Source organism: Peribacillus asahii (assembly GCF_004006295.1).
Lineage (GTDB): Bacteria > Bacillota > Bacilli > Bacillales > DSM-1321 > Peribacillus > Peribacillus asahii_A.
On record NZ_CP026095.1, the window covers coordinates 1,005,534 to 1,022,253 of the forward strand.

The 16,720-nt window shown below is 38.2% G+C and carries 17 protein-coding genes; 6 read left to right on the top strand and 11 right to left on the bottom strand.

The window, feature by feature from the left end:
* Window positions 1-122: 122 nt before the first annotated feature.
* Window positions 123-506 (bottom strand): SET domain-containing protein, encoded by a 384-nt coding sequence (locus BAOM_RS05055; protein WP_127759328.1) that lies wholly within the window; start codon window positions 504-506, stop codon window positions 123-125.
* A 245-nt stretch (window positions 507-751) separates the two neighbouring features.
* Between BAOM_RS05055 and BAOM_RS05060 the strand changes: the two genes are divergently transcribed.
* The 3 genes from BAOM_RS05060 to BAOM_RS05070 all read left to right on the top strand — a co-directional run bounded on the left by BAOM_RS05060 (window position 752) and on the right by BAOM_RS05070 (window position 3,069).
* The gene (locus BAOM_RS05060) at window positions 752-1,507 is read left to right on the top strand and encodes a YqjF family protein (RefSeq protein WP_127759329.1); all 756 of its coding nucleotides are present in this window, start codon (window positions 752-754) and stop codon (window positions 1,505-1,507) included.
* A 93-nt stretch (window positions 1,508-1,600) separates the two neighbouring features.
* Window positions 1,601-2,461, top strand: a complete 861-nt coding sequence (locus tag BAOM_RS05065) for an amidohydrolase family protein (RefSeq protein WP_127759330.1) — start codon at window positions 1,601-1,603, stop codon at window positions 2,459-2,461.
* Between the two features lie 44 nt (window positions 2,462-2,505).
* Window positions 2,506-3,069, top strand: a complete 564-nt coding sequence (locus BAOM_RS05070) for a sugar O-acetyltransferase (RefSeq protein WP_127759331.1) — start codon at window positions 2,506-2,508, stop codon at window positions 3,067-3,069.
* 88 nt (window positions 3,070-3,157) lie between these two features.
* Here BAOM_RS05070 and BAOM_RS05075 read toward each other — a convergent pair whose 3' ends face one another.
* A complete protein-coding gene (locus tag BAOM_RS05075; protein ID WP_127759332.1) occupies window positions 3,158-4,075 on the bottom strand; it encodes a DMT family transporter in 918 nt (305 codons plus the stop codon).
* A 202-nt stretch (window positions 4,076-4,277) separates the two neighbouring features.
* On the opposite strand from BAOM_RS05075, the gene BAOM_RS24185 reads away from it, so the two are divergent.
* The gene (locus tag BAOM_RS24185; protein ID WP_164853130.1) at window positions 4,278-4,424 is read left to right on the top strand and encodes a hypothetical protein; all 147 of its coding nucleotides are present in this window, start codon (window positions 4,278-4,280) and stop codon (window positions 4,422-4,424) included.
* Between the two features lie 71 nt (window positions 4,425-4,495).
* Here the strand turns inward: BAOM_RS24185 and BAOM_RS24860 are convergent, their stop codons facing one another.
* From BAOM_RS24860 to BAOM_RS05100, 6 genes are all read right to left on the bottom strand, one after another.
* Window positions 4,496-5,098 carry an MFS transporter gene (locus BAOM_RS24860; RefSeq protein WP_257467641.1) on the bottom strand — a complete coding sequence of 201 codons (603 nt, stop codon included), beginning with the start codon at window positions 5,096-5,098 and terminating at the stop codon, window positions 4,496-4,498.
* A complete protein-coding gene (locus tag BAOM_RS24865) occupies window positions 5,095-5,757 on the bottom strand; it encodes an MFS transporter (RefSeq protein WP_257467642.1) in 663 nt (220 codons plus the stop codon). The genes BAOM_RS24860 and BAOM_RS24865 overlap by 4 nt, the downstream gene beginning before the upstream one ends.
* 277 nt (window positions 5,758-6,034) lie before the next feature.
* Window positions 6,035-6,793, bottom strand: a complete 759-nt coding sequence (locus BAOM_RS05085; protein WP_127759333.1) for a CPBP family intramembrane glutamic endopeptidase — start codon at window positions 6,791-6,793, stop codon at window positions 6,035-6,037.
* 336 nt (window positions 6,794-7,129) lie between these two features.
* Window positions 7,130-8,533 carry a sensor histidine kinase gene (locus tag BAOM_RS05090; RefSeq protein WP_127759334.1) on the bottom strand — a complete coding sequence of 468 codons (1,404 nt, stop codon included), beginning with the start codon at window positions 8,531-8,533 and terminating at the stop codon, window positions 7,130-7,132.
* Window positions 8,530-9,201 carry a response regulator transcription factor gene (locus tag BAOM_RS05095; protein WP_127759335.1) on the bottom strand — a complete coding sequence of 224 codons (672 nt, stop codon included), beginning with the start codon at window positions 9,199-9,201 and terminating at the stop codon, window positions 8,530-8,532. Before BAOM_RS05095 ends, BAOM_RS05090 begins: the two co-directional genes overlap by 4 nt.
* A 51-nt stretch (window positions 9,202-9,252) precedes the next feature.
* Window positions 9,253-11,373, bottom strand: coding sequence for an MMPL family transporter (locus BAOM_RS05100; protein WP_127759336.1), 2,121 nt, complete (start codon window positions 11,371-11,373; stop codon window positions 9,253-9,255).
* A gap of 282 nt (window positions 11,374-11,655) precedes the next feature.
* Here BAOM_RS05100 and BAOM_RS05105 point away from each other — a divergent pair, with 282 nt between their 5' ends.
* Complete coding sequence (locus BAOM_RS05105) at window positions 11,656-12,141, top strand: SMI1/KNR4 family protein (protein ID WP_127759337.1); 486 nt, start codon at window positions 11,656-11,658, stop codon at window positions 12,139-12,141.
* An 809-nt stretch (window positions 12,142-12,950) separates the two neighbouring features.
* Here BAOM_RS05105 and BAOM_RS24190 read toward each other — a convergent pair.
* Window positions 12,951-13,100 (bottom strand): hypothetical protein, encoded by a 150-nt coding sequence (locus BAOM_RS24190; RefSeq protein ID WP_164853131.1) that lies wholly within the window; start codon window positions 13,098-13,100, stop codon window positions 12,951-12,953.
* 292 nt (window positions 13,101-13,392) lie between these two features.
* The gene (locus tag BAOM_RS05110; RefSeq protein ID WP_127759338.1) at window positions 13,393-13,593 is read right to left on the bottom strand and encodes an aspartyl-phosphate phosphatase Spo0E family protein; all 201 of its coding nucleotides are present in this window, start codon (window positions 13,591-13,593) and stop codon (window positions 13,393-13,395) included.
* Window positions 13,594-14,037: 444 nt separating this feature from the next.
* On the opposite strand from BAOM_RS05110, the gene BAOM_RS05115 reads away from it, so the two are divergent.
* A complete protein-coding gene (locus tag BAOM_RS05115) occupies window positions 14,038-16,212 on the top strand; it encodes a transglycosylase domain-containing protein (protein WP_218973856.1) in 2,175 nt (724 codons plus the stop codon).
* 146 nt (window positions 16,213-16,358) lie between these two features.
* On the opposite strand, the gene BAOM_RS05120 is transcribed toward BAOM_RS05115, so the two are convergent.
* On the bottom strand, window positions 16,359-16,634 hold the full coding sequence (locus BAOM_RS05120; RefSeq protein WP_127759340.1) for a hypothetical protein: 276 nt from the start codon (window positions 16,632-16,634) through the stop codon (window positions 16,359-16,361).
* Between the last annotated feature and the right edge of the window lie 86 nt (window positions 16,635-16,720).

Consider the following 16,720-nt stretch of genomic DNA (forward strand, 5'->3'; position numbering starts at 1 on the left):
AGGATGTTTTCCCTTCAAATACCAATTATTTCTCGGATTTTCTTATTCGGAGGCGTCCTTTAATAAAATTAGATTAACAAATCAGGCGCCTTCTCTTTTTCACGAGAGAAGGCGCCTGATGTTCAATCTTGTTCTTCATTAAACCATAGGGGATCTTTGTTATCGACATCCCCATTATAATTAATGAGAATTTCATCCCCTGCTTTTATATCTGTGAATGCATAGTAGTCAAACGTGTGATTGTCAAAATTAATCTCATACGTTGCATTCGGTTCATACGAATGGTTAAAAAGCATTCCATAGCCAAGAAGAATCGCAGTATGATTGATCCCATACTCAAAAACGTAATCAGCGAGCAGTGTTTGCTCGACGTGTTCATGCTGGTCGTTAGGGTAAGGAAGGACCGGTGCTTCATGTATAAGCTCGCCTTTTTTTATATCACGTGTAGCGAATACCCCTCTATTCAATTCTCCATCACTTAGTGGAGAGGTTTTTACTTCAATCATGTATTTCACCTGCTCACTTTTAAAGTTTCTTTCTAACTGTAACATTGTTATCGAAATTAAGTAATGAAAAGTTTAAATATTAACGCCATTATGCTTTATTTTATTTAAAATACTGAGTTTTATTGGGATTCAGAAGAATTTCTATTTTTCATAACAATTATTGTACAAAGGAAAGAAAACTATACTAGCACCCATGGTATACTTAAGGGAAAAAATGTAATTAAAAATATGGAGGTAGCAAAGTCATGGAAGAACACATGAAAAAAGCTTCATGGGACGACGGGCATCGTCTATGGCCGCTTCCTAATTTGCCTTGGGTTATGAAGCAGACATGGAACGATCTTTTGTTTGCTCATTATCCAATTAAACTTGAAGTTTTACAAGCGCTAGTGCCTAATGTGCTGCCTTTGGATTCTTTTAACGGTATGGGTTGGATTGGTGTTGTTCCGTTTCATATGACGGGTATTCGAATGCGAGGCTTGCCGCCTGTTCCTGGAACGGATCGATTTCCTGAGCTCAACGTTCGAACGTATGTAACACTTGATGGCAAGCCTGGGGTGTACTTCTTTAGTCTGGATGCTGCCAACCAGCTTGCGGTGTGGGGAGCAAAAGCGTTCTACCACTTGCCATATGTGTATGCTGATATGACAGTGAAGCGTAACGGGGCTAGCATAGGCTATGAAAGCAAGAGGCGAAGTGGCGATGATGTACAATTTGTATGTAGCTATAGACCAATCTCAGAGCCCTATCACGCAGCTAAAGGCTCTTTCGATGAGTGGATGTCTGAGCGCTATTGCCTTTATACCCTAAACAAAAAGGGTGTACCGCTTCGTTGCGATATTCTGCATCAGCCTTGGTTACTGCAGCACGCAGAGGCGGAATTTAGTCAGAATACGATGCTATCCAAGCAGGGGATTCAGGTTGAAAGTGACCAGCCTATCTTGCATTTTTCAAAAAAGATAGAGGTTCGTATATGGCCTTTAGTTCATGCATCTGACTAATCGTTTGGGATCCCGCCAAGTGAAGAAGGAAGAGCTAAAGACGGTGCATTCACGAAATCACGCGGATAAAGGAATTCGAAGGAGCGGATTAAAATGATTGTGGATTGCCATTTTCATGTAGATGAAACGATGTTGACTCTAGAGAAAATGATAGAGGGTATGGATAAAAATAATGTAGCTAAAACAGCGCTAATTGCCCCCATGAACGAAACCATGTTTGAAGTAAATAGCACTTTTCAACATAATATACAACAATTATTCCGTTCTCTCATACTACATGCACCTCAAATTGGACTCAAAATTTATGACGGTTTAGTAAAGGATGGCTATTTGAACCTTTATGGAAGTTCATACAAGATTTTCACTAAGCCGAATAATGACCTTGTTGCTGCTGCAATTGATCGATTTCCAGATCGATTTCTAGGCTGGGTAACAGTAAACCCCATGATTCCCGTATCCATGGAAGAAGTAGAATTATACCTTCATAAACCTAATTTTATTGGAGTGAAAGCTCATCCGTTCATGCATCAATATAGTATTAAGGCACTTGATCCAATTGCGGCTATGTGTGAATCAACAGGCCTCCCCATGATTATTCATCTATCTTCAGAACGAGACTCTTATAAATATTTACCTGAACATTATCCTAAACTTAAATTAATTTATGCTCACGCTGGTCTTCCCTTTTGGAAAAAACTATGGAAATACGTTAAGGATCAACCCAATGTATTTGTCGATACATCTAGTGATTATCTTAATTCATCTCTTGTAAAGAAAGCTGTGGAATCTTTAGGATATCGTAAAGTTCTTTATGGCTGCGACGGGCCATATGGAATGAAAGCATTTAATGAATACGACTATTCGGCAAAGAAAGCTTGGATTACTTCACTTCAAATTTCTGATAACGAAAAGGAATATATACTTGGAAAGAACTTTTTAGAATTGATTGGTTAATTCAAAATTCGATCTGCACAATTTGATAAGGAGGTTCTAAAATAATGAAAACGGAAAAAGAGAAAATGTTGAATGGTGAACTTTATCATGCAGCCGATCCAGAATTACTACAAGAAAGACTCAATGCTCGAAGGTTAACTAGATTATACAATCAAACAATCGAAACGGATGACAATAAAAGAACGAAACTATTAAAAGAACTGTTTGGTTCAACTGGGGAAAATCTATATATAGAACCAACATTTCGATGTGACTATGGTTACAACATCCATGTTGGAGAGAATTTCTATGCTAATTTTGATTGCGTCTTTTTGGATGTTTGTGAAATTCGGATAGGCGATAACTGTATGATTGCACCAGGTGTACACATATATACAGCGACGCATCCGCTAGATCCAACTGAAAGAATATCAGGTGCAGAATACGGACTTCCCGTACATATTGGCCATAATGTCTGGATTGGCGGAAGAGCTGTTATCAATCCTGGAGTTAAAATAGGGAATAATGTCGTTATCGCTTCTGGTGCAGTCATAACAAAAGATGTGCCAGATAATGTGATAGCAGGTGGAAATCCTGCAAAAATCATTAAACAAATCGAACGGGGATAAAGAGTTTGAAGAAGTGAACCGTACTCTTAGCGGCGATGTTGATGCCCCCGAATTGTTAGGTGGATCTAACAATTCGGGGGCTTTTTTATTAGGCCGATAAATTTTTATTTTTCCTCTGAAGCATCCACATTTCTAATGTCCCTGAGCCAAGTAATACTCCTGCAACAATGAAGAATAGACCGATGAAATGTGCTGGTACAATCGTTTCATTAAGAAAAACAGCTGCTCCAACTAAGGAAAAAAAGGTATTTAAATTCAAAAATATAGAGGCTTCTGCCGCTCCAACTTGGCCGATGGAGTAATTATAAATCAGATGTCCCATTCCGGTGGCAATCACAGCTGAGAAGAAGAATCCTGCCCAGAAAACAGGCGGAGCAGAAGCGAGTGATGCTAAGCCTTCTGGTTCTTTCCATAAACTGATGACAAAAAGGAGAAACGCTCCAATTAGCATCATATAGCCTGTCAAAAGGCGTGGATCCATCGTTTGGGCCGCTTTATTAATCAAAATAAAACTTAACGCCTGTGAAAGAATACAGAGTAGAATCTCCACATCTCCTAGATTAATAGAATGAACCCCATTGCCTCCACCTAGAACTGTGAAACTAACGCCTACACCACCACAAATAAAACCAAGCAAACGAATGAATGACGGCTTTTTACGAAAAAATAACATAGATAGAATAACTGTCAAAAGGGGTCCCATACCTAAAATCAATCCGGTATTCGTAGCTGAAGTTTTCGTTAATCCTTCCGCCAAAAAGTAATGGTGTAAAACGACGTTCAAAAGAGCTCCTCCGAAAACGTAGAAAAATTCAGATTTTTTCGGGAGGCGAATGCGACGAAGGAAGTAAAGGACAAGAAAAACGACCAAGGAAGCTGTAAAGATTCTTAAGGAAGTCATGGTCACAGGATCAGTATGCGCTACTAAAACTTTCAGAATAGATACATTTAGACCCCAAGAAACCATGATTCCAATAAGCATTAGGTAGATTTTTGAATAGCTCATTACAAACAACCTTTCAAACGTATTCAATCATTGATTATACAACTTTACCCAATAATTAACAGCTAAAAAGCTCAATTTTCTATGTTAAGTTTTTCTCGATGTCATATATGACTTGCAGCTCTAGGATTGGTCTAGAGCAATCTTAGAATATTACTGATGAATTGGAAAATGATAATAGTAATGACAAGAGGGAGGTTGCGTGATGAAAGATAATGATGAACAAACTAGCGAGGGATTAAATCAACTATTTGAAATCATTAATGCAAAAGGGGATACAGGGGAATTGAATCAAATAGTAGAAAGGTCCAATACGGATTCCGATAAGGAAAAGGGACCTGAGAAATCTTAACAATAGCTCGACAGTTAATCCCCAACTAAAAAAGCTGACAATCGCTATACAAATGATTGTCAGCTTACTGGTTATTTGGTTAAAGCACGCTGTTTATCCAGCTCCAGTTGCTTAGGGAAGGATAGATGTTGAGGCAGTGTAATGGATGCGAAGCTGGCAATAATCCCAAGCAGTCCAGCAATGCCAAATGAAAATAAATGAGTACCGAACACTTCATATCCCCAGCCGCCAAGGAATGAACCTAATGCTGCTCCAATTTGATGTCCGATAAAAAAAGCCCAACCATTTAAGATTCCAAGTAAACGAACTCCATATAAATCACTTAAAATGGCTGTCGACATGGCAATGGACCCCGCCCATACTAATCCGCCAGTAATGGCGACAAAAAAGAGCTGCCAGTTTGTAGCTGCCAAAACTAAACCGAGGAACCCTAGTCCACGCACAAAATAGACTAAAAACAAAATGTTTTTCCGAGGGAAACGGTCAGCAAGCTGTGCTAAAAATAGGGAACTGAATATTGCGACAATTCCAATCATCCCAACACCAAATGAAGCAACCATTGGTTCATAATGATGATCCATCAACATAGGAACTCCGTGGGAACCTAAGAGATTCATTCCGAATCCACAGGCGAATAATCCGAGTGCGATTTGCCAATAAGCCCGTGTCTTCACCGCATCTTTCCATGTAATATTTGGAGGGCCTCCTGCCTTCCTTTATTACCGGCAGCTCCTGCACCATCCGCCTCTTTAGGAACATCTTCTCGCATAATAAAGATTGCTGAAGGAAGAACGATACAAATGAACACTCCACCTAATATAAGGAGAGTTTGCTGCCAGCCGACAAGGTGGATTAACCACGTTTCAACAGGGGTCATAATCGCGATGCCAGCCATTCCGCCTGTCGTTAAATAAAAAAGCGCTTTCCCCCTTTGGCGAACAAACCACTTACTGACGATAGGCGATAAGGATATATTGCTTAAAAAAGCAAGCCCAAGTGAGAGGAAAACACCAAAAGAAAGCAGAAAAGAGACGCTCCCTGTTGAATTAACCGTCCACACAATGGATAAACATACGACGGTTAATCCTGTTAACATTACGAAACGGGTACTAAAGGTTTTCAAAAGCATTCCTGCTAGGGGCATCCCGATTCCATAAACAATCATTCCAATGGCAACAATGATGGAAAGAGTGGTTCGAGATAACCCTAAATCAACCATAACTGGCTCCATAAAAGGTCCAATTCCCATCCGCATTCCCATCGTCAGCAAAACAATGACTGAAGCAGATAAAACAATATACCAACCATAATAGGGACGTGTGCTGTTATCCATGTTGCATACGTCCATCTTGCTGGCTAGAGAAAGTGAATAATGCATGCGTTTTCATCATTTCGAATAGCCTCCTGTATTTGAAATAGTAATTTCCATAATAAGTATAAACTATATTTGTGTTTTTAAGATAATAAAAGGCTTGTCGCTTATCCGATTTGTTACATGCTATTTTGCTTAGAACGTACTGAAAAGCGCCCTAAATAAATTTTAACGGCTCAGTTTTGAATTACAAAAACACATTCACCAGCAGTTTAGCAGGTGAATCACCACGCTTTTGTTAGATTATAAATCCGCTGTATACCATTCCAATATTAATTACAATATGAAAAACAATACTAGGATAGATGCTGTTTGTTTTAAGTGTAATTAATGCGTATATTACCCCTGCAACTGAAATCAACAAACTGAGAAAAATAGAAAAACCAATTGCGAGATGAAGAAGTCCGAAGCCAACGCTTGTCACGATAATAGCATATCCTGTGGATGTGAATTCCTTAAGAGCAGAAAGCAGTATCCCTCTCCAAATAACTTCTTCAAAAACTGCATTAATTAGTGAAAAAAATAAACAAAACAATAATAGTGATTGGATATACTCTACATCTTTTTGAACAATAAAAAACAAATATATAATTGCATTAATGACTATTCCAATCATCCAAAACCAAAATGTATTAATTTTATGAAAAGGTAAGACGATAGGGTTTTTCCAATCAGGTTTTTTATTGTACCAAAAAACCTTCTTATTAAAGAAAAGATAGTTGAAAACAAGTCCTATAATGATAAAAACAAGAGAGAGACGATTAAGAATAATTTTTATTTCCTTTGAAATGGTCATCGTTCCAATGAGATTGTTAGAAACCATAAATATCACAAAACCAATTAGAAACGATAACAGCAACGATGTAATGAATCGCTTTTCTTTATTGAGAAATAACAAAATTGCTAATCCCATAAATACAAAAGAAGAAAAAACTCCTTGTTGATAGGAAATAGAAGTAATCCCTAAAAAAAACAAAGCCGCAATAACAATTAGCATAAAAAATTCCTCCTTTCCACGTTAATCACTAAACAACCTTCCTATTATATTAATTCGCTATAAATCCTAACAGCCATATTCAATATACTAGCTAGTTGAATAATTTCCCTTTTTTGATATTAACATAAATATCCAAACAACCTTCTTTTTAAATTTGGAAGTTATAATGCAATTAGCCCCCGTTTTAACATACAAATTCATACACTGACAATAACTTTTGTCACCTTGCTAACATATGTGCGTATTGGGTTTCTATTTTGTCTATAAATCCCGTCACATCAATAAAAAGAAGCAGTCCAATTCTGTTGCGAATCAGACTGCTAATTGATGTACTAATTACTGTTTTGTTTGCTTTTCCATTTTTATGTAAGGGAGCAAAATCGTAAACGTCGTTCCTTCGCCAACCTTGCTGTCAACTGTGATTTCTCCTCCGTGCAAGGTGATAATTTGCTTAACGATGGCCAAGCCAAGCCCTGTTCCGTCTTTTTTTCGGGCCGAGTCGACACGGTAAAATCGATCGAAAATCTGAGGGAGGGCCTCCTCGGTTATCCCAATTCCGGTATCTTTAAAAATAAGCTTAATGCCAGATTCAGTTTGGGCTATACTAATCCAAATGCTGCCCCTATAAGAGTTATATTTTATCGCATTTGTCAGCAAATTGTCCCAGACGTTAACCATAAGCTCAGGATCAGCCTTGAAACGGACAGGGGGAAGTTTATAGGAGACCTCGATTTCCTTTTCCTCCAGCCGCCATTGATACCTGCGTATCGTTTCTTTGATTTGTTCATCCATTTTGACGTCCGAAAGCTTCATTGGATAGGCTTTTTGGTCAAGAGACGTTAAGAGCAAGAGCTGTTTCGTAAGATTTGAAAGTCGCTTTGATTCATGGTCGATAATTTGTACATATTCGCTGCGTTCCTTTTCGGGTAATTCTTGTATCTTTAGAAGTTCGGCATATCCTTGAATATTCATCAGCGGCGACTGAAAGTCATGAGATACATTGCTGATGAAGGATTTGCGGGCTTCGTCATTATGCTGTAATTGTCTTTGCATCGTGTTGAAGCTTTCTACCAGCTGGCCAATCTCATCCTTGCGCTCGATTTTTAAAGGGTAATTAAAGTTCTCGCGCGTAATCTCTTTGGTCGCTTCCGTTAACTTTGTAATCGGCCGGATGAGGTGTTTGGCAAACAAGATTACTCCGCTGATGCTGACAGCGGTAATTGCGACAAGAAACCCTAAGAGAATCATATGCATATCTGAAAAAAGCAGTTTGTTATTTGGACGCAGGAACAGGCCGTATTGCTGTCCATTCATGGTGATTGGAACGCCGACAGTATTTTTTAAGTCGTTTGAGAAATGTCCCATCAACAGAAGCTCATCGGAAAAATTATTCATTCCATGATAGATTTCTTTTTCTTCAAGCACCTTCATTGCTTCTTTTGGAAGCTCTTTTTTAGTAAAAGGCTGGCCGAAATAAGCTTCTTCACCCGATTCATTTACCAGATAAATTTGATAGCCAAGATTGCCCATGGATTTCAAATAGGAATTAAAAGAAGAACTAGATGAATGCATCTTCTCAAGACCTGAGGCGATTTCCTGGGCAATCGCTACATTTTGCCGATCAATTTTTTCCTTTGTAAAAGTCGCGTAGACGAAATTAGCTAATGTAAAACCAATGGTGCTGCTGATAACTAAAATGACAAGTGTTGCAACGATGAATTTCCGATAAAGAGTCTTCATTTCATTTCCTCGAGCTTATAGCCGATTCCGCGTATAGTTTGAATTTCTACCGTTGCTTTATATTTTTTTAAGCGTTCCCGGACGCGGTTGATATGTGTATTAAGCGTTTGTTCGCCGCCTTCATAATCGACTCCCCATGCTTGCTCAACCAATGCAGCACGAGGTGTAATTTTATTCACACGTGAAGCAAGAAGGCTTAGCAGTTCGAACTCTTTTAGGGGGAGAAGGATGGTTTCCTGATTAATCATTACTTCAAAGCTTTTACGGTCAATCATAAGATTTCCAACTTTGATTACGGTATCTATTGCTCGTTCAACACGTCTTAAAACGACGGCTACACGGAATAGCAGTTCTTTCACTTCGAACGGTTTTACAATATAGTCTTCCGAACCAGATAAAAAGCCTCGTTCTTTATCGTCAAGCTGTCCTTTGGCGGTAAGCAGAATGACGGGTATTTGGAAGTCATTTGACAATATTCTGGTCAACTCAAATCCATCCATCCCAGGCATCATCACATCGACAATGGCTAAATGAACGGTTTGCTCTTCTAAAAAGGCTAATGCTTCTTCGGCATTATTAGCGCGGTATACTTGATAGCCTTCACGACTTAAATGAATGAATATAAGCTGCTGAATGTAGACATCATCATCTACAACGAGTATTTTCATCAACGGACCTCCTCACAAGTAGAAATACAGAGGGGAGACCCCTCTGTATTTCTATAGACTATTATGAGAGGTCTCCTTAGCTTTTTCAAATAACAATATTAATGAAGGAAGAAGCATTCCGCGAACAAGGAATGTATCAATCAGGATGCCTACAGCTACCATGAATCCAAAGACAAACAGGTCGGCAATTGGCATCGTTGTCAAAGCTGCAAATGTAGCGGCCAAAATGACACCAGCCGATGAAATGACTCCGCCGGTATTGCGGATTGCAATTTCAAGAGCTTCCTTGACCTTATGTTTTTTCCTCTCCTCAATGAAGCGTGAAACCAGGATAATGTTATAATCAATGCCCAATGCCACAAGGAAGATGAAGGCGTAGACTGGCACACGGGTACTGATTGCATCATAGCCAAACAAGACGTCGACGAGAAAAATCCCAAGACCTAAGGCAGATACATAGGAAAGTAAAATTGTCGCCATCATATAAATCGGCATCTTAAATGAGCGGGTAAGAGCGAATAACAGCACCAAAATCAGAAGGGTTTCCAATAGTACAATCGTAACGATATCGCCGTTATTTACCTCACGCTCGTCTACTAACTTTACAGTGACCCCGCTGTAATAAGCTTCTCCATCTATTGAAAGCTCTTCTAGCATCTCTGGCGTTTTTTCACGCAATTCCTGCATGAAGTCGATTGCTTCTGTAGAATATGGATTCATTGTTAAGGCTACGCTCATTTTCGCTGCCTTTGAGTCCTCAGATTTTGCTGTCATGCGGACAGATGCAATTTCATCAAAGCCTTGCAGTTTTTCAATCACCGTTACTGTATCGTCTTCCGTCATAGGTTTATCGCTGACGATGAGCAGGGTAGATGGTGCAAGCTCCCCTTTGTCATATCCAGCTTCGACAATTTCATAGCCTACACGAGATGGCAGGTCTTCAGGGAATTTTTTCACTGTATCGAATTCATAATCAAGGTTCAGAACATTAAAAGCGGTTATCGCCATGAAGATTGCAACGATTCCACCTGATAGGCCGGGCTTGTTAACAACGAGCTTGGCAATCCGTCCCCATACACTATGTTTGACTTCTTTTTCCTGTCCGTACTTCGGCACTTTAGGCCAGAATGCTTTTCGACCGAACAGCGTAAATAATGCAGGTACCAACGTGATGGAGGCTAGCATGATAAAGAACATGGCTGTTCCAAAGATTGGCGCAAAGTTTTGATACTCACGAAAATCAGCGAAGAATAAGATAAGCATCGCAGCCAGCACAGTTCCTCCTGCAAACAATACAGGTTCTCCAGTGGAGCGCATTGCATGCTTCATCGCTTCGTATTTGCTTTCATAATGGTTAAGTTCCTCGCGGTAGCGGGAGAAAACAAACAATGAGTAATCAATCACGGCTGCGAACAATAGGATGCTCATAATTGAGGTTGTTGAGTTATTAATCTCAAGTCCGCCGGCACCCATTAAAGCCACACTTTGATTCACAACTTGGTAAACGATAACCGTTGCAAGCAGTGGTATGAAGGCAAGTAATGGTGAGCGGTAGATGGTGATAAGTAATACTAAAATAATGACAACTGTTGCAAGCAACAGAACAAAGTCCGCTTGTTCAAACAGTTTGACAGTATCTCCCGCAATTCCTGCCGGGCCAGTTATATAAAAATTAGTGCTATCGAGCGTTTCGGCAATCTCATTACCAATTTCGGAAGCCTGGTCATTTATTTTGGCATATTGGCTATTGCCAAGTCCGTTTTCCAGTTCCATCGGCACAATCATTGTTGTTCCGTCTTCAGAGATAAAGCCCTCTAGCGCTTGCGGGGGCAATTTACTGATATTGACGATTGATTCAATTCCTTTAATATCTTCAGCCAGAATTCCGTCTAATATCTGTTTAGCCTCTTCGATATTGACATCGCCATTTTCATTATGGAACACAAGGATTCCGGGCGTGCCTTGATCATTTGGGAATAATTCTTCCGTTTTTTGTTCAGCTATTATAGATTTCGCCTCATCGGGAAGCGCCTGGAAATTGGTTACTTTATAGTCGCCAAGCTTTGGACCGGCACTTAAGCCAATCATCAGGAGAAGCCAGACAATGATCGTAATCCACATTCCACGCTTTGTTGAAACCCAGTCTGTAATTGGATATAGCAGTTTTTTCACAATGAAACCTCCTTAAAGTATTCAATTGCCATGATACTGAATGAACATAAATTTAATATCAACTTTTGTTTACAATATCGTCATGAAAAAAGAAGCGTATAAGCTTGAGATTGGTTATGATGATAATAATCGTAAGTATCCTGCCAAAATTAAGTTGATGTGATAATGATGGAAATGTATGATTTTTGATTAGTTGATTTAATAATAGATACACTTATTTTAAAATTTTAAAAAATCTATAATAAAATGAAGAAGATATTAATTTTAATAGGGGTGAACTTAATGGAGAGGAATATATGGAGAGATGATACGGACGAATATAAGCTAGAGCCGTTAACATCTGAGATGGTTAAACAAGCAGAAGAAGAACTCGAAGTAAAATTGCCAGAGTTATACATACAGATTCTTAAAGAACAAAACGGAGGATATATAAAGTTTGATTCACATCCTTCTGATACTCCAAATTCTTGGGCGGACGATCATGTTCAGGTAGATTATATATTTGGTATAGGAGAGGAAGATGGTATATTAGAGAGTCAATATTTAATTGAGGAATGGGATTTACCGAGTAATGTCGTTCTCATCTCTGGGGATGGACATAGTTGGATTGCTTTTGATTATAGAAAAACAAAGGTAGAACCTCCTATCATATTTATTGATGGTGATGGTGAACAGATTTTTGAGTTGGCTCCTAATTTCGAATCATTTTTAACTGGTTTGACGATTTGGGAAGACGACATAGGTTTGGATGAATTTCCTGAATCGTAGAAGAGAGGTTTAGGTAATCATGGTACGATTGAAAGCGGCAATAAATCATCCATTTCTTTAAACTGCTTTGGGAATTGCTTTATAAGGCCTTCTGTAAGTGCGTCAGCCAGTTTAATGAAAGAAATTGATTACCAAGTTACAACAGTAAAACATCATGAAAATAATGACGTAAATTCCGACCAGCCATATAAGTCCAGATCCTTTCGCTTTATGAGATTTATAAAGCAAAAAAGCTTGTACTACAAGGGATAGCAAAATAACCAGGATTATATAAAATATTGGATTTTTAAACATGCCCAACAAAAGTTGCATACAAATCACCTCTTAATAAGTATGGGTGAAAATGCAAAAAGAAATACTAATGTGATAGTTGAGAAAGCTTATTGCGCAGTACGAAGGCTATATGCAATAGAAGAGAGTGTTCTTGTTGAACTAACAGGGGGCTTAAATGTATGAATGAGACTGTCTAAAAAGTCCGGCAAATAAAAAGTATCAACCAAAATCCAATGGACAGCCTCATTCCTTTGCTGAAGGACATTTTCCTGGCTGGATTTCTGGATTTTGTCCTTCATGACTTTGCTGAAGGACATTTTCCTGAGTGGATTTCTAAACTTTGTCCCTCATGACTCTGATGAAGGACATTCCCTGGCTAGATTTCTAGAATTTCGTCCGTAAACACACTTTTTGAGGATGATAAAAAAGTAATGATCCTGAGGAGAATGATTGTTCAATTAAACGAGAGGGCTGCCCCGAAAGCCACTTCCATGACTTTTGGGACAGTCCCAAGGTATAAATAACGTAGGTCTGCTTTAAAAGTCTGAAGAATCATCGTAATCATAACGAAATCCATCTTTCGAGGCAGAGACACTCTCTTTTATCTGCAACTGGTCAGTTTTATTTTGTACAACCTGTTCCTTACTGTTTATTTTATTATTTTGCTGGTTTTTGTTTGACTTCACCTAGGTTAGCCTCCTAATGTCCATTTTTCATCACCTATTATCTCTAGAAAGTCTTCGTATTATTCAGTCTGTAACTTTTGTTTAGATGTTGTGAAGATTTTTATTTAAACGAAGCAGAGGTGTTCATATATAACGATAGCTTAATTTAATAGGGGGAGGAGTCTCGCCAAATAGAGTGATAATCTCGCCAAATCCCTAAAAAATCTCGCCAATTCACATTATAGTTATTAAAGGCATTCAAACAAGGAAGTTTAGTGGAATAAGAGGGGATGAACTCTATCTTTCTTCTATGTCACAATTGAAAAAACGATTGCACAGAAGAATGGATTATTTCAATTTGTTTTTTTTGATATACGTTTAATAAACTATCTAACTCTTGACTGAATTTAATTGTATTAGGATGGTTAAGTCCTTTTGATTTTCCTATAGCAATCATATGGGTTCTTAAAACGTCAATTTTATACTCTAGCTCTTGAAGGGATAAAACATTCACCTTTGTAACTTACCTCCCATTTATTTTTAAAAAATATAGTTATGTAAGGAATGTGTATTGTTGCACATATATTTTATACTAAATAATAACAATTTTGTTATTTAGTTCATTTTGTTCATAAATGAAGGTAATTCAAAAGAGTGAAGTAAAGATGCGGGCCTTTGTTGAACAAGAAAGGGCATCACATATTAGTCAGATAAAATATGTAATGTCCTTTTGTTTATTGATTTTTTTAATCTAGGTCTTGAGAATAATTGAATGGTTAGGTGTTATGTTTGGTATCCCCTATAAAAATTCTTATATAACTTTTGATATATATTTTACATTTTAGGGGGAGAAATTAGATTACTTATTCCCTATTGACCTACATATCTTTCATATTTAACAATAACCTTTATGCAGCAACATCATCAGACTAGAAGGTAGGAATAAAACGTGGGAAGAATGGAAAGAAGGAAGCAAGGAAAATCATCTAATAGGATTTGGAGTAAGCTGAATTCTAAAAGTATGAAGGTGAAGATTGTAATAGCAGGTTTAACAATGGCCTTATGTTGTTTTCTCGTACTGAATATGTTTATTTGGAGAAGTGATGTTAGTAAACTAGAGAACCCGGCCCCGCAGCCAACTATTATTTATGATCAAAATGGAGATGTGGCTAGTAAAATTGCTGTTTCAAATATTGAAGGAGTTAGTATAAAACAGATTCCAAAAGACGTTATTCATGCTGTTATTGCAACAGAGGACCAGCGTTTTTACAAGCATGATGGAATTAATTATATAGCAATTGTTCGGGCATTGACTCGAAACACATTAAGCGGTGAAATTGTGGCGGGTGGAAGTACGATAACTCAGCAGTTAGCCAAAAATGCTTTTTTAACACAAGAACGTACGTATACACGAAAGTTTAAAGAACTTATTTTTACGAAAAAAATTGAACGAACATACTCTAAAGATCAAATTATGGAACGGTACTTAAATCAGATTTATTTTGGTGAAGGAGCGTGGGGCATTCAGCGTGCTGCACAAACATACTTTGGCAAGGACGTTAGTGAATTAACGTTAGGCGAGTCGGCTATGCTCGCAGGGTTGATTAAGGCACCTTCTATTTTATCTCCATTTAAAGACATGGATAGGTCCGTTGAACGGAGAAATCTTGTATTATCATTAATGGAAAAGGAAGGGTATATCAGTCAAAACGATGTGGAAAAGGCAAAGGCAAAGCCTATTGTCTTAGAGGGCAAAAAGATTGATGACTATAAGGGGAAATATCCTTATTATGTAGACCATATTATTGAGGAAGCTATAAAAAAATATGATCTTACAGAAAATGAGGTTCTTTCGGGTGGACTACATATTTTTACAGAATTAAATCCTACGATACAAAGTGCAGCTGAACAGGTGTATAAGGATGAAAAGATGTTTCCTGAAAGCCAATCAGACCAGCTGATTCAAAGTGGAGCTATCTTCATCAACCCCTCAACTGGCGGAATTAACGCACTTGTTGGAGGGAGAGGGGAACATACTTTTCGAGGGTTTAATCATGCTACTCAATTAAAACGACAACCTGGGTCTACGATGAAACCACTGGCTGCCTATACTCCTGCTTTAGAACAAGGATACGAAATCTTTGATAGATTACAAGATTCACCTATTAATATCGATGGCTATCAACCAATGAACGCTGATAAACAATTCCATGGAGAAGTGACCATGTATGAAGCGTTGGTACATTCCTATAACATCCCACCTGTATGGTTATTGGAGAGAATGGGATTGAAATATGGTACGAATGCATTGGAGCGTTTTGGTATTCCATTAAAAGAAGAGGATTATACTCCAGGTATCGCACTTGGAGGGATGAGCGAAGGGGTATCTCCTTTATTGATGGCTCAAGCGTTTTCTGCTTTTCCTAATAATGGTGTCAGGGTAGAAGCACATTCTATTCAAAAAATTGAAGATGCAGATGGAGAGGTCATTGGAAAATGGAGCAGTAATGCTACAAAAGTTACAGATCCTTCAGTTGCTCAGAAAATAACCTATATGCTCAAAGGGGTTGTGGAAGAAGGCACAGGAGTAAAGGCGCAAGTGGAAGGCTGGGAAGTAGCCGGTAAAACGGGGACAACGGAGCTTCCTTTTGCTAATTCAGGCGGATCAAAAGATCATTGGTTTGTAGGATATACTCCACAAATTGTTGGAGCAGTTTGGATGGGATATGATAAAACGGATGAAAATCATTATTTGCTAGAATCAAGCGGCGCGACTGTCACAAAAGTTTTCAAAGAAATTCTCTCTAAGTCTACTACGGAATTTTCCCAAAAAGAATTTGGTTTAGCAGCGATAGAAAAACAGCTTAGTGAACAGCGGAAGAAAGAGGAAGAGAAGAAGAAAGAAGCAGAAGAGGAGAAGAAAGAGGCAGAAGAGAAGAAAGAGGCAGAAGAGAAGAAGAAAGAGCAAGAAGAGAAGAAGAAAGAAGAGAAGAAGAAAGAAGCAGAACAGGAGAAGAGAGAGAAGGAAGAGGAGAAAGCGGAGAAGAAGAAAGAGAAGGAAGAAGAAAAGGCAGAGAAGAAGAGAGAGAAGGAAGAGGAGAAAGCAGAGAAGAAGAAAGAGAAAGAAGAATAGAAACTGGTAATCAGTGATGTATCAAGGCGGCCGAAGTCATACTTGTGGAAAGTACCATATGAATCTCAGAAACAGGCTAACTTGATGTTAAACATAATAAAAGGGAAGCAGGCTAAAGAGACAACGTTCAACGTTGTCTCTTTAATTTACTTGTTTCGCTGTTTTAATTTGTCGATATACTCTGAAACTGTACCGTATACAAATCCAACAGTAAGTAAAGCAAATACCACCCCTGCACTATATAAACCAATTCCTGTTAACGTTGCTCCTTCATTCATATAATCCCGACCGCTGATAAACATTACTATCGTAACTAATGGGAAAAGGATAAATACAAAAAATAACCAAAACAGTTCACGAATGGCATGATACATTTTTTCGATAAAATGAAAGATGCTGCTAAAAACCTTCAACTTACTCATTTCCCCTTTTTCTATGATGAAAATTTTTCCTCTATATCACTATAGATAATACTAGATGTTGTTATGTATTTAATGAGAAATTGGTT

What these genes read in the sequence shown, in the direction of transcription:
- BAOM_RS05090 (WP_127759334.1), bottom strand. Translation starts at nt 8,533, where the DNA reads ATGAAGACTCTTTATCGGAAATTCATCGTTGCAACACTTGTCATTTTA.
- BAOM_RS05075 (WP_127759332.1), bottom strand. Translation starts at nt 4,075, where the DNA reads ATGAGCTATTCAAAAATCTACCTAATGCTTATTGGAATCATGGTTTCT.
- BAOM_RS24865 (WP_257467642.1), bottom strand. Translation starts at nt 5,757, where the DNA reads ATGGATAACAGCACACGTCCCTATTATGGTTGGTATATTGTTTTATCT.
- BAOM_RS05070 (WP_127759331.1), top strand. Translation starts at nt 2,506, where the DNA reads ATGAAAACGGAAAAAGAGAAAATGTTGAATGGTGAACTTTATCATGCA.
- BAOM_RS05060 (WP_127759329.1), top strand. Translation starts at nt 752, where the DNA reads ATGGAAGAACACATGAAAAAAGCTTCATGGGACGACGGGCATCGTCTA.
- BAOM_RS05085 (WP_127759333.1), bottom strand. Translation starts at nt 6,793, where the DNA reads ATGCTAATTGTTATTGCGGCTTTGTTTTTTTTAGGGATTACTTCTATT.
- BAOM_RS05105 (WP_127759337.1), top strand. Translation starts at nt 11,656, where the DNA reads ATGGAGAGGAATATATGGAGAGATGATACGGACGAATATAAGCTAGAG.
- BAOM_RS24185 (WP_164853130.1), top strand. Translation starts at nt 4,278, where the DNA reads ATGAAAGATAATGATGAACAAACTAGCGAGGGATTAAATCAACTATTT.
- BAOM_RS05115 (WP_218973856.1), top strand. Translation starts at nt 14,038, where the DNA reads ATGGAAAGAAGGAAGCAAGGAAAATCATCTAATAGGATTTGGAGTAAG.
- BAOM_RS05065 (WP_127759330.1), top strand. Translation starts at nt 1,601, where the DNA reads ATGATTGTGGATTGCCATTTTCATGTAGATGAAACGATGTTGACTCTA.
- BAOM_RS05120 (WP_127759340.1), bottom strand. Translation starts at nt 16,634, where the DNA reads ATGAGTAAGTTGAAGGTTTTTAGCAGCATCTTTCATTTTATCGAAAAA.
- BAOM_RS05095 (WP_127759335.1), bottom strand. Translation starts at nt 9,201, where the DNA reads ATGAAAATACTCGTTGTAGATGATGATGTCTACATTCAGCAGCTTATA.
- BAOM_RS05055 (WP_127759328.1), bottom strand. Translation starts at nt 506, where the DNA reads ATGATTGAAGTAAAAACCTCTCCACTAAGTGATGGAGAATTGAATAGA.